Here is an 11969-nt window from a genome sequence, read left to right on the forward strand (position 1 = left end):
CGGGAGTCCCGCCAGGTCAGGCCGAACGGCCGAGGGCCGTCGCGTGCGGGATCCCGTCGAGCGCCTTGGTGAACTGCTCGATGACGTCGGCGAGCGGAGCGGCGCTCTCCTCCTCGACGGTGAGCTGCCCGTCGACCAGCGAGAGGTGCTTGTCGAGCAGGAAGAAGCTCTGCACCGCGTGGCGCGCGCCCAGGGAGTGCACGACGGGCCGCAGCGCGTAGTCGATGGCCAGCACGTGCGCGACGCTGCCACCGGTGGCCAGCGGCAGGACGGCCTTGCCGGCGAAGCCGAACTGCGGCAGCAGGTCCAGGAACGACTTGAGCAGCCCCGAGTAGGCGGCCTTGTAGGTGGGCGTGGCCAGCACGATCCCGTCCGCCTCGGCCACCTTGGCGACGGCGGAGCCGATCGCGGGGTCGCTGACGTCGGCGCTGAGCAGCGCCTCGGCGGGAAGGGTGCGCACCCGCAGGTGATCGGTGGCGCGCCCGGCGGCGGACAGCCGCTGGGCGATGTGCTCGCCGACCTTCTCCGTCTTCGAGGTGCGCGACGGGCTTCCGGAAATGATCAAAACCGTGGACACGGACTTCTCCCCTGTTCCTGGTCTCGGGCGGGAACTGGCCGACCGTGGCCAGCTGCCGCAGCGGACCGTTGCCGGGTTTCGCCGGATGGCGGCGTCTCCCCTGACTGCGCGGTGCCGTCAGGAACGACAGCCCTGCGTCTTCACGCGTTGCAGATCCACGTGCGTCCGCCTGCTGAGCCTCCGAGAAGTCACGAGACCATCGTCTGGGCGCCGCTGTTGCGGTGTCAACGAACGGTCGCCGGATCTCACAGGGCGGACGTCAGCGGCGGAACTCGCCACTGCCGACCCGCGTCGCCTCTGGCCATCCGGGTGTCCGGGCGACGAAGCTGTCCGGTGAACCACGAAGGAGGAGAACCACCATGTCATCAAGCCCGACCGCGCTGTGGCACCCGTTCGCGGACATGTTCGAGGTCAAGAGCAGTTCGTTCTGCGTCACCAAGGCCGAGGGCGTCTGGATCTACGACGACGCCGGACGCCGCTACCTCGACGGCACCGCGAGCCTCTGGTACGCCAACGCGGGACATGGCCGCACCGAGATCGTCGAGGCGGCAGCGGCGCAGATGCGGGAGTTGGAGTCCTACTTCGTCTTCAACGACTACACCAACCCGCCCGCCGAAGCCCTGGCCACGCGCCTGTCCGAGCTCGCGCCGATGCCCAACCCCAAGGTCTTCCTGGCGACCGGCGGTGGCGAGGCGATCGACACGGCCGCGAAGCTCGCCCGGCAGTACTGGGCCCAGCGCGGGCAGCCGCAGCGCACCCACATCCTCAGCCGCGGCAACGCCTACCACGGCACCAACGGCATGGGCACCAGCATCGGCGGCATCGAGGCCAACCAGGCCGGGTTCGGGCAGCTGGTGCCGGAGACCGGCCGGGTCGTGCACGACGACGCCGAGAGCCTGCGGGAGGCCATCGACAGGATCGGCGCGGAGAAGATCGCTGCGTTCTTCGCCGAGCCGGTGATGGGTGCCGGCGGCCTCTACCCGCCGGAGCCGGGCTACCTGGAGGCCGTTGCCAAGATCTGCTCCGAGCACGGGATCCTGTTCGTCGCCGACTCCGTGATCTGCGGGTTCGGCCGGGTCGGCACCTGGTTCGGCGTGGAGCGCTGGGGCCTGCAGCCCGACATGATCACCTTCGCCAAGGGCGTGACCAGCGGGTACCTGCCGCTGGGCGGCGTCGTGGTGGCCGAGCACGTCGCCGACCCGTTCTGGAACGAACCGGGCCGGGTGTTCCGCCACGGCGCCACCTACTCCGGGCACCCGACCGTGGCGGCGGCGGCGCTGGCCAACCTCGACATCCTCGAGCGGGAGCAGCTCATCACCCGCTCCGACGCGTTGGAGGGCCCGCTGCACGAGGCGCTCAAGCAGGTCGCCGACCACCCCGCGGTGGCCGAGGTGCGCGGCGGGGTCGGCCTGCTCGGCGCCGTCGAGCTCACCGCCGAGCAGCTGCAGGCGGGCGCCCTGCCGAAGCTGCAGAAGAAGATCCGCGAGCTCGGTGTGATCGTCCGCCCGCTCGGCAAGGCGCTGGCGGTCTCGCCGCCGCTGATCGTCACCGAGGAGGAGATCGGCCTGATCGGCAAGGCCTTCGCGGAAGGGCTTGACTCGCTGGTGTGAACGACCGGGGCGGTCGCGACACTCCGTGGCCGCCCCGACACACCAGCCACCCGATCGTCTTTCACCCCCTCGGTTATTACAGGGGCCACCTCTTCGGAACTTCCCCGTTGCGGAACCGATACGTCCGAAGGTGGTCTCGACCGCCTTTCGTCACGTACGTTTTTCACCAGATCGTGCATCGTCGCAGATGGTGAAGGCTGTCAGCGGCGATGGCGCTGTCGCGGCGGCCCGCCGGAACCCGGGCCGAGGAGCGAGGAACAAGGCCACACGCAAGGGGCCCCTGCGCACGAGCCGCCCAGTAGAGTTGGCAAAATACGGCTTCCGGGTGATCGAAGCGCAGTGGGGGCGGACGGAGGAACTCAGCCAGGTGAACACTCAGACCGCACAAGTCGACGACCTCCGACTGATCGCGCTTCCCAGCGCGGTGAACTGCACCGAGATGTTCGTGCGGTTCTCCTTGGCCGAGTGGAGCCTGCGCGAGATGGTCGACACCGCCACGCAGCTCACCGGCGCCCTGGTCACCGCAGCGGTCGACGCCGCCGACCAGAAGAACCCCGGCTTCATCACCGTCCGCCTGCGCCTGAGCGGCGAGAGCCTCGTCGCCGAGGTCCAGGACGAGCAGGCCACCGTTCCTCCGCAGCTGGCCCCGGGCTTCGCCGACGGTCGTTGCGGTGCCACTGCGCTGCGCACCGGCGGCACCCTGGTGTGGTGCGAGATGCCGCTGCCCAGCGGCGTCAAGGCCGACTCGGTTCCGCTGCCCCGCCGCTCGCGGAAGAAGAACGCGATGGCTCCGCAGACCACCGAGGAGACCGCCGAGGTCGACCCCGAGGTCATCAAGCGGTTGCTGTCCGGCCTCAGCAACGGCGGACTGGACTGACCCACCCGCCGGAGCACGTGCGGTGACCTGCGCGGTGTTTCGCGCGCCGGAACCCTGGGCACCTTCCGGGGCATGGACCAGGCAACGTTCCGCTCCGAACTGGCACAACAGCTGCGGGTGGACTCGGTGCGGGCCAGCACCGCCGCCGGATCCGGGCACCCGACCTCCTCGATGTCGGCCGCCGACCTCATGGCGGTCCTGCTCGACGGGCACCTGCGGCTGGACTTCGACCGTCCGGACAACCCCGCCAACGACCACCTGATCTTCTCCAAGGGGCACGCCTCCCCGCTGCTGTACTCCGCGTTCAAAGCGGTCGGCGCCGTCGAGGACGACGAGCTGCTGACCTTCCGCGAGTTCGGCAGCAAGCTCGAAGGCCACCCGACTCCGATCCTGCCATGGGTGGACGTGGCGACGGGCTCGCTCGGCCAAGGCCTGCCCATTGGAGTGGGTCTGGCGTTGGCAGGCAAGCGGCTGGACCGGCTGCCCTACCGGGTGTGGGTGCTCTGCGGCGACAGCGAGATGGCCGAGGGCTCGGTCTGGGAAGCCCTCGAGCACGCCGGACACCAGCAGCTGGACAACCTGATCGCGCTGATCGACGTCAACCGGCTCGGCCAGACCGGGCCGACCATGCACGGCTGGGACCTCTCGGCCTACGCGGCCCGCGCGCAAGCGGCCGGCTGGCGCACCATCGAGATCGACGGGCACGACCTGGAGCAGATCGAGTCCGCGTACTCCGACGCGGAGATGAGCGACGGACGCCCGGTCGCCATCCTGGCGAGGACCGAGAAGGGCAAGGGCGTCTCCGAGGTCTCCGACAAGCTCGGGTTCCACGGCAAGCCCCTGGCCCACGCCGAGGAGGCGATCGAGGAGCTGGGCGGGCAGCGCGACCTGCGGGTCAAGACTGCCAAGCCCGAAGGTGACGCGGTCCCGCACGTCTTCGACACCGGCAGCGGCGGCCTGCCCGCCTTCGACGAGGGCACCGAGCTGGCCACCCGCAAGGCCTACGGGCAGGCGCTGGCGGCGCTGGGCGACCGGCGCGGCGACGTGGTGGCCTTGGACGGCGAGGTGTCGAACTCGACCTTCTCCGAGCTGTTCCGGGACAGCCACTCGGACCGCTACTTCGAGATGTACATCGCCGAGCAGCAGATGGTCGCCGCCGCGGTGGGCATGCAGGTGCGTGGGTGGTGCGCGTTCGCCTCGACCTTCGCGGCGTTCCTCTCCCGCGCCTACGACTTCGTCCGGATGGCCGCGATCAGCCGGGCGGACCTGCGGTTGATGGGATCGCACGCCGGGGTGGCCATCGGTGAGGACGGCCCGTCGCAGATGGCGCTGGAGGACCTCGCGGCCTTCCGGGCCGTGCACGGCAGCACCGTGCTCTACCCGTGCGACGCGAACCAGACGGTGCAGCTGGTGGCGGCGATGGCCGACCTGTCCGGGATCAGCTACCTGCGCACCAGCCGGGGCGCGATGCCGGTGATCTACCCGCCGGACGAGGAGTTCCCGGTCGGCGGCTCGAAGGTGGTCCGCAACGGCTCGCACGTGACGCTGGTGGGCGCCGGAGTGACCCTGCACGAGGCGCTCAAGGCAGCGGACCAGCTCGCGAGCGAGGGCATCGAGGCCCGCGTCATCGACCTGTACTCGATCAAACCGGTGGACACCGAGACGCTGCGGCGGGCCGCGGACGAGACGGCCGGGCTGGTCACCGCCGAGGACCACTGGCCCGAGGGCGGTCTCGGTGAAGCCGTGCTCAGCGCGCTGGCCGACCGGCCGGCACCGGTGCGCAAGCTCGCGGTGCAGGCGCTGCCGGGTTCCGGCAAACCGGCCGAGCTGCTCGGCCAGGCCCGCATCGACGCCGCGGCCATCGCCGAGAAGGCTCGCGAGCTGGTGTCCTCGTGAGGGTTTCCGCGCGATGATGGAGGGTGGCCGGACCAACCGGCCAGGAGCTGTTCTCGAAGGCGGCGGAGCCACGGGACCCGCCCGGCACCGCCGCGGTTGTCTGAGCGGCTTCGTGGCGAGCACCCGCGCGTGGACGGCGCGGGGCCACGGAGCCGCTCAGGTTCTGCCACCGGCACCGCCACCCCCAGCAGTTCCCCCACCAGGCCTGGAACGGAGGAGTCATGGTTCTGGCTGATCGCGCGGACATGCTCCGGGTGCTGTGCCACGTGCGGTTCCCGGCGACGAAGCGGGAGATCGCGCAGCAGTGCGAGGACCTCGGTGCCGGTCCGGAGCAGTTGGACCGGCTCGACGAGCTGCCCGAGGGCACCTACGTCGAAGCCGACACGGTGCTGCAGGCCCTGCCGCACCCGCTGCACGAGTGAAGGTCCTCAGAGGACGTCAGGGTTCGCCGTGCCGGCGCGCGGCGAACCCTGCTGCCAGTGCGCCCGCTGCCGTGATCACGCCGAGGGCGGACGCGGTCCACACCAGGCCGCTCGCCAGCGACAGCAAGGACAGCATCGCGGTCAGCGTGAGCGCGGTGCACACCAGCAGCGTGCGCAGTCCGCTCCAGCCGTGCCCGTCCTGGAAGCGCTCGAACTGCTCCGCGAGCTCAGGGTCTGCGGCCACCAGCGCCGATTCGATCTCGGCGAGCCTGTCCCGCTCGTGCTTGCTCAACATGACGAGCTCCTAGTGACGTCCCCTTCGACCCCAACGAGGTACTCGCTCCTCCACCGCCGCAGGCGGCCCGTGGAGCCCATCCAGGCTCGCACGTGATCACCCGTCGCCCCTACGCTGCAGTCGGGTGATTTTCGGTGCGGAGGACACGCCCCGCGCGGTTACGGGCCGTGTCCGGTGATCGCTCTGCACGCCCCTGCTCGAGCGGTGGCGCACGAGGCAGGACTCACGCGTAGTGCACGACCCCTTCGACGCGCTGCGCGCCCAGCTCGTCCTGCAGGACGAGGACGTCGAGGTGGGCGGCGGTTTCGAGGACCGCCATCATCTGGTTGAACACGTCGAGCTCGTCGAAGGCGCGTTCGCGGCGGGTCCAGGTCAGCGCTCGCGCCGCCTCGTAGGCGGTGGTCGCGCCGGCCGACACCACGGCGGCGGTCGCGGCCAGGCGGGCGTCGTGGTGCGCCAGCAGCTCGTCGACCCGCGCGTGGACGCTGTCGGTGACCGGCCCGTGCGCGGGCAGCAGCCGCATGTCCGGCATGCCGCGCACCAGGCGCAGCGAAGCCAGGTAGTCGCGCAGCGGGCTGGCGGTGGGGGCCTGCTCGAAGCCGATGGACGGGGTGATGTGCGGCAGCACGTGGTCCCCGGCGAACATCAGGCCGGCCTGCTCCTCCAGGAACACCAGGTGCCCGCGGGTGTGGCCGGGCGTGGGCAGCGCGCGCAGCGGCCGGTCCGTCAGTCCGAGGTCGCTGGAGGCGTCGATCCAGGCGTCCGGCTCGTCCCAGATGTGGTTGCGCGGGGCGTCGTCGCGCAGGCTCAGCAGCGCGTCGCGCACGGGCTTGGCGCCGTGCTCGGCCAGCATCTCCAGCTGGCGGTCCATCGACCGGTGCTCCGGCGACATCAGGCGGGCGATCGTGTCGCGCTCACCTTCGCCGAGCAGCACCTGGGAACCGTGTTCGCGGCGCAGCGCGAGCGCCTGCGTGTAGTGGTCTCGGTGGGCGTGGGTGACCAGGAACCGGGTGATGTCGCCCGGCCCGGCGCCGATCTGGGCGAGTGAGGAGGTCAGCTGCTCGCGCGAGGCCTCCAGGGCCCAGCCGCCGTCGACCAGGGTCAGCGAGTCGCCGTCGGCGATGGCGTAGACGTTGACCGCGCGCAGGCCGTCGTTGGGCAGGGGCAGCGGGATGCGGTGCACGCCCGGCGCCACCTCGAACGCACCCGGCTCCATCCACTCGTACCGCGATTCACCCATGCTCAGACCTCCAGACACCCGACCTACCAGCTCTACCACACATACCAACCGGTTGGTGTGTGTCCGCGCTCACTCCTCGCGTAGACTCCGCGGAGCTCGCCGCAGCTGCTCCACTGCGGACCGCGGCCGGGCGTGACCTTGTTGCGGCGTTGGTGTCGAGGACGGGCGGAGACCGCGTGTCGTTGCCGGACGAGCTGGCCGAGCAGCTCCTGGGGTCGATCATCGACGGGACCTACTCGCCCGGGGGCGCGCTGCCGTCCGAAGCGGAGCTCGCGGAGCTGTTCTCGATGAGCCGGCTGACGGTGCGCGAGGCGATCAAAGCGCTGCGGGTGCAGGACGTGGTGCGCATCGAGCGCGGACGAGGCACCTACGTCAACCCGCCCACCCGGTGGACCTCGCTGCACGCGCTGGTCCGGGCGGCGACCTCCCCCGGTGCCGTTCCCGAGGTGGTCACCGCGCTGCACGAGGCCCGGCGGGTGCTCGAGAGCGGGGCGGCCGAACTCGCCGCGCTCCAGCGCACCGACGCGGACCTGACCCTGCTGCGGCAGCACCTGCGGGAGATGGCCGAGGCGGCGGACGCGGAAGCACGCTGCGCCGCGCACCTCGCGTTCCACCGGGCGATCGCGCACGCCACCGGGAACCCGCTCGTCCCGCTGCTGTTCGAGCCGTTCACCCGCGCAGCGCCCGCTGCGAGCGACACGGCCCGGCACGAAGCGCTGCTGGCGGCGATCGAGGCCCACGACCCGGCGGGGGCCCGCCGATCCGTGGACGCCCACCTGCACGTCCGCGGCACCCGGACGTGATCCGCGTAACCTCGTGAGCCGTCCGTCGTTGATCTCCCGGATTCCTGGGAGGTCTGGATGCGTCGCTCGTTGCTCGCCCTGCTCCTCGCGTTGTTGGCCGCTCTCGCCGGTCTGCCCGCGGCCCACGCAGCTCCGAACCCCGCGTGGAGCGCCCGCGGTGAGGACTACCCGGGTGCCGTCGCCGAAACCGACGTGCCCGTGCCGATGTCGGACGGCACGGTGCTGCGCGCCGACGTCAAGCGACCGGCTGGCGCCGACGGCGAGCCGGTCGACGGTCGCTTCCCCGTGCTGGTCACCATCACCGCTTACAACAAGACGATCATCAGCGGTCCGGGAGCCGCCGCGATCGGCGACCCGGACTACTTCGTCAAGCGCGGCTACGTGCACGTCTCGGTCGACGCGCGCGGGACGGGTTCCTCCGGCGGCGACTGGCAGGCCTTCAGCGCGCGGGAGAACACCGACGCCGGCGAGATCGTGAACTGGGCCGCCTCCCAGGAGCGCCCGTGGAGCGGCGGCTCGGTCGGCATGCTCGGCGCCAGCTACATGGGCATCAGCCAGCTGCTCGCCGCGGGCAACCAACCGCCGGGCCTCAAGGCGATCTTCCCGCAGGTACCGGCGATGGACACCTACCGCGACGTGGTGGCCTCCGGCGGCGCCCTGGACGTCGGGTTCATCCCGCTGTGGCTGGGCCTGGTCACCGCGACCGGCCTCGTCCCACCGGCTTACGGCCCCAGCGAGCCGGACAACGCGCTGCAGATGTACCTCGACCGCGTGCAGGGCGCGACGAGCTTCACCGCACCGACGCTGCTGGAAGCCACGCTGGGCCTCAACGCCGCCTTCGACGGGCCGTTCTACGCCGAACGCTCCCCCGCCGGCGTCCTCGACCGCATCGACGTGCCGACCTTCCTGATCGGCGGCGAGTACGACCTGTTCCAGCGCGGCACGCCGATGGTGTTCGACCACCTCCGGCAGCGCGGCGTCCCGGTCAAGATGGTCCTGGGCCCGTGGGACCACCTGGAGGGCAGCCGCGGCGACATCTCCGAGGCCGGTCACGGCACGCTGCAGGAGCTCCAGCTGCGCTGGTTCGACCACCACGTGCGCGGGGACGCCGATCCGTCCCTCGACGCCGACATCGCGCCGCTGACCTACTACGAGATCGGCTCCGGCCAGTGGCACGAGGCCGACCAGTGGATCGACGAGCAGCGCGCCCGCAGCTTCCAGCTCTCCGGCACCTCGCTGCCCGGCGTGCCGGGTCGGCTCGTGGACGCCGACCCGGAGCCGGGGCAGACCACGGTCGCTCCGGTGCCGGTGTCCGGGCTGTGCACGCGCTCGACGAACCAGTGGACCGCCGGGCTGCCCAACGCCGTGGGCATCGCCCAGCTCTGCCACGACAACCGCTGGAACGACGTGTCCGGCGCGGTGTTCGAGACCGAGCCGGTGGACGAGGCGGTGCGCCTGCGCGGGCCGATCAACGCCCGCCTGCGGGCCTCGACCCCGACCGGCAACGGGATGTTGTCGGTGTCGGTGTCCTCGGTCGCGCCCGATGGCGCGGTCGACCGGCTCACCGGCGGCTGGCAGGTGCTCTCGCACCGCGCTCTCGACGAGTCCCGGTCGCGCTACCTCGACGGTGAGCTGATCCAGCCGTTCCACCCGTTCACCAAGGAAGCGCAGAGCCCTCTGGAGCCCGGTGCGGTCGAACCGGTCGACGTCGAGGTGTTCCCGACCGGCGCGGTGATCCCGCCCGGGCACAAGCTGCGGGTCTCGGTGCAGGCCTTCGACGTTCCGCACCTGCTGCCGACCGTGCGGGACCTGCCCGCCGCGCTGTCGCCGGTCACCCTCCACACCTCGCCGGAACACCCGTCGGAGATCACGCTGCCGGTGATCCCGGCCTCGGCGGGGTGACCTGCCCCGGCCGGGACCCCGGGGCGGGTCGTCGCGGTAGACCTGGTGTCCGCCCGGTCCGGGACGACCACCGGTAACACCGGGACCCCACGCCCGGCGTGCAGCACGTGAGTTCCGGGAGAACCCGCGTTCGCCCAAGAGGAGGGAGGTCCCGGAGGAACCTCCCTGCACGGCGGGAGCGCACGTCCGCTCCCGGTGTGGCGGTGAAGGGGTGGAACGACGGAGGGGCGGCAGTTCCGAGTGGAACTGCCGCCCCTCCGAATTCGTCCGGGTTACTTGATCTCGCAGAGGGCGGTGCCCTGGGTGACCGAGTCGCCGGGCTTGGCCGTGAGACCGGTGACCGTGCCGGCCTTGTGGGCGTTGACCGGGTTCTCCATCTTCATGGCCTCCAGGACGGCGATCTGGTCGCCCTCGGCGACCTCCTGCCCGTCCTCGACGGTCACCTTGACGATCGTGCCCTGCATCGGGGCCGCGACCGCGTCTCCGGAGGCCGCCGCACCCGATCCGCCGCCGGCGCGCTTGCGCGGCTTGGCCTTGGCCGCCGACGGGGAAGAAGGCGCGGCGAAAGCCGCCGGCAGCGAGACCTCCAGCCGACGACCGCCGACCTCGACGAGGATCGTCTGCCGCTCCTCGCCCTCCTCAGCGGGCTCGGCGCCGCCGCTGTGGGGCTCGATGGTGTTCTCGAACTCGGTCTCGATCCAGCGGGTGTGCACGGTGAACCCGTCGGAGCCCACGAACGCCGGGTCGCGCACGATCGTCCGGTGGAACGGCAGGACCGTGGCCATGCCCTCGACCTGCATCTCGTCGAGCACCCGGCGAGCGCGCTGCAAGGCCTGCTGCCGGTCGGCGCCGGTCACGATGACCTTGGCCAGCAGCGAGTCGAACTGGCCGCCGATGACGCTGCCGGTCTCCACGCCCGCGTCGACGCGCACGCCCGGGCCCTGCGGGGCCACGAACTTGGTGACGGTGCCGGGAGCGGGCAGGAAGTTGCGGCCGGCGTCCTCACCGTTGATGCGGAACTCGATGGAGTGCCCGCGCGGCTCCGGGTCGGCGCCGAGGTGCAGCTTCTCCCCCGCCGCGATGCGGAACTGCTCGCGGACCAGGTCGATGCCGGTGGTCTCCTCGGAGACCGGGTGCTCGACCTGCAGCCGGGTGTTGACCTCCAGGAACGAGATCGTGCCGTCCTGCCCGACCAGGAACTCCACGGTGCCGGCGCCGTAGTAACCGGCCTCCGAGCAGATCGCGCGGGCGGCCTCGTGGATCCGGCTGCGCTGGTCCTCGCTCAGGAAGGGCGCCGGGGCCTCCTCGACGAGCTTCTGGTGGCGGCGCTGCAGCGAGCAGTCGCGGGTGCCCACCACGACGACGTTGCCGTGCTTGTCGGCGAGCACCTGCGCCTCGACGTGGCGCGGGCGGTCGAGGTAGCGCTCGACGAAGCACTCGCCGCGCCCGAAGGCGGTCTCGGCCTCGCGGACGGCGGAGGCGAACAGCTCCGGGATCTCCTCGATCGAGCGCGCGACCTTCAGGCCACGACCGCCACCGCCGAAGGCCGCCTTGATGGCCACCGGCAGCCCGTGCTCCTGGGCGAAGGCGACGACGTCGTCGGCGCCCGGCACCGGGTCCTGGGTGCCCGGCACCAGCGGTGCCCCGGCACGGGTGGCGATGTGCCGCGCGGTGACCTTGTCACCGAGGTCGCGGATGGCCTGCGGCGACGGGCCGACCCAGATCAGATCGGCGTCGAGCACGGCCTGGGCGAAGTCGGCGTTCTCCGACAGGAACCCGTAGCCCGGGTGCACCGCGTCGGCACCGGAGCGCTTGGCGACGTCGATGATCTTGTCGATGTTCAGGTAGGACTCGCCGGGCGTGGAACCGCCCAGGGCGAAGGCCTCGTCGGCGAGCCGCACGTGCTGCGCGTCGGCGTCCGGCTCCGCGTAGACGGCGACCGAGGCGATCGCCTCGTCCTGGCAAGCGCGGATGACCCGCACCGCGATCTCACCGCGGTTGGCGATCAGGACCTTGCTGATCGGCGTCACGTCCACAGTGTCAACTCCTCGATTTCCCGGCGCGACGCCGGAGCAGGCGGACAACGTCAAGTCTGGAGGGTCAGCCCGGCAGCGCCGAGGCTCGCCACGCGTGCGGTCCCGGGCGCAGCGGGCTACGCCCCGCGGGGTGGCGCACCCGCGCGACCGGATCGCCCCACAGCGACATCGGCTTCGCCGCGTCCTCGGGTGTCTGGGCGGCCGCCGCGCCCGCCAGCGCCGCGGTCAGCGCCGCGATCTCGACGTCGTCGGGATCGCCGCGCACGATGCGCAGCACCGGCCGTTGCGGGGTCTGCTCGCTCATCGGAAGC

11 protein-coding genes are annotated in these 11969 nt (G+C 71.6%); 6 read left to right on the forward strand and 5 right to left on the reverse strand.

All coding sequences use genetic code 11. The features are described 5' to 3' along the window. Positions 1–16 precede the first annotated feature (16 nt). On the reverse strand, positions 17–577 hold the full coding sequence (gene ssuE, locus EIL87_RS02720) for an NADPH-dependent FMN reductase (protein ID WP_125088538.1): 561 nt from the start codon (positions 575–577) through the stop codon (positions 17–19). A gap of 359 nt (positions 578–936) precedes the next feature. Here ssuE and EIL87_RS02725 point away from each other — a divergent pair, with 359 nt between their 5' ends. The 4 genes from EIL87_RS02725 (at position 937) to EIL87_RS02740 (ending at position 5382) form a co-directional block, all read left to right on the forward strand. Then, positions 937–2187 (forward strand): aminotransferase family protein, encoded by a 1251-nt coding sequence (locus EIL87_RS02725; RefSeq protein ID WP_125088539.1) that lies wholly within the window; start codon positions 937–939, stop codon positions 2185–2187. A 367-nt stretch (positions 2188–2554) separates the two neighbouring features. Next, on the forward strand, positions 2555–3064 hold the full coding sequence (locus EIL87_RS02730; protein ID WP_125088540.1) for an ATP-binding protein: 510 nt from the start codon (positions 2555–2557) through the stop codon (positions 3062–3064). 72 nt (positions 3065–3136) lie between these two features. Then, positions 3137–4960 (forward strand): transketolase, encoded by a 1824-nt coding sequence (locus tag EIL87_RS02735; protein ID WP_125088541.1) that lies wholly within the window; start codon positions 3137–3139, stop codon positions 4958–4960. 221 nt (positions 4961–5181) lie between these two features. Further along, complete coding sequence (locus EIL87_RS02740; RefSeq protein WP_125088542.1) at positions 5182–5382, forward strand: DUF2795 domain-containing protein; 201 nt, start codon at positions 5182–5184, stop codon at positions 5380–5382. Positions 5383–5398: 16 nt separating this feature from the next. On the opposite strand, the gene EIL87_RS02745 is transcribed toward EIL87_RS02740, so the two are convergent. After that, complete coding sequence (locus tag EIL87_RS02745; protein WP_125088543.1) at positions 5399–5677, reverse strand: DUF3040 domain-containing protein; 279 nt, start codon at positions 5675–5677, stop codon at positions 5399–5401. Between the two features lie 223 nt (positions 5678–5900). Continuing rightward, a complete protein-coding gene (locus EIL87_RS02750) occupies positions 5901–6917 on the reverse strand; it encodes an MBL fold metallo-hydrolase (RefSeq protein WP_125088544.1) in 1017 nt (338 codons plus the stop codon). 176 nt (positions 6918–7093) lie between these two features. Between EIL87_RS02750 and EIL87_RS02755 the strand changes: the two genes are divergently transcribed. Together EIL87_RS02755 and EIL87_RS02760 are read left to right on the forward strand one after the other, a co-directional pair. Next, positions 7094–7720, forward strand: a complete 627-nt coding sequence (locus tag EIL87_RS02755; protein WP_125088545.1) for a FadR/GntR family transcriptional regulator — start codon at positions 7094–7096, stop codon at positions 7718–7720. A gap of 57 nt (positions 7721–7777) precedes the next feature. Continuing rightward, positions 7778–9622: a CocE/NonD family hydrolase gene (locus EIL87_RS02760; protein WP_125088546.1), complete on the forward strand. Its 1845-nt coding sequence runs from the start codon at positions 7778–7780 to the stop codon at positions 9620–9622. Between the two features lie 272 nt (positions 9623–9894). Here EIL87_RS02760 and EIL87_RS02765 read toward each other — a convergent pair whose 3' ends face one another. Continuing rightward, on the reverse strand, positions 9895–11658 hold the full coding sequence (locus EIL87_RS02765) for an acetyl/propionyl/methylcrotonyl-CoA carboxylase subunit alpha (protein ID WP_125088547.1): 1764 nt from the start codon (positions 11656–11658) through the stop codon (positions 9895–9897). Positions 11659–11722: 64 nt separating this feature from the next. Next, positions 11723–11962 carry an acyl-CoA carboxylase subunit epsilon gene (locus EIL87_RS02770; RefSeq protein WP_125088548.1) on the reverse strand — a complete coding sequence of 80 codons (240 nt, stop codon included), beginning with the start codon at positions 11960–11962 and terminating at the stop codon, positions 11723–11725. Positions 11963–11969 lie beyond the last annotated feature (7 nt).

It is taken from the genome of Saccharopolyspora rhizosphaerae (genome assembly GCF_003931915.1).
Classification (GTDB): Bacteria; Actinomycetota; Actinomycetes; order Mycobacteriales; family Pseudonocardiaceae; genus Saccharopolyspora; species Saccharopolyspora rhizosphaerae.

Excerpts from the sequence above, each read along its gene's own strand:
- EIL87_RS02725 (WP_125088539.1), top strand. The coding sequence starts at position 937 with ATGTCATCAAGCCCGACCGCGCTGTGGCACCCGTTCGCGGACATGTTC.
- EIL87_RS02735 (WP_125088541.1), top strand. The coding sequence starts at position 3,137 with ATGGACCAGGCAACGTTCCGCTCCGAACTGGCACAACAGCTGCGGGTG.
- EIL87_RS02740 (WP_125088542.1), top strand. The coding sequence starts at position 5,182 with ATGGTTCTGGCTGATCGCGCGGACATGCTCCGGGTGCTGTGCCACGTG.
- EIL87_RS02745 (WP_125088543.1), bottom strand. The coding sequence starts at position 5,677 with ATGTTGAGCAAGCACGAGCGGGACAGGCTCGCCGAGATCGAATCGGCG.
- EIL87_RS02750 (WP_125088544.1), bottom strand. The coding sequence starts at position 6,917 with ATGGGTGAATCGCGGTACGAGTGGATGGAGCCGGGTGCGTTCGAGGTG.
- EIL87_RS02760 (WP_125088546.1), top strand. The coding sequence starts at position 7,778 with ATGCGTCGCTCGTTGCTCGCCCTGCTCCTCGCGTTGTTGGCCGCTCTC.
- EIL87_RS02770 (WP_125088548.1), bottom strand. The coding sequence starts at position 11,962 with ATGAGCGAGCAGACCCCGCAACGGCCGGTGCTGCGCATCGTGCGCGGC.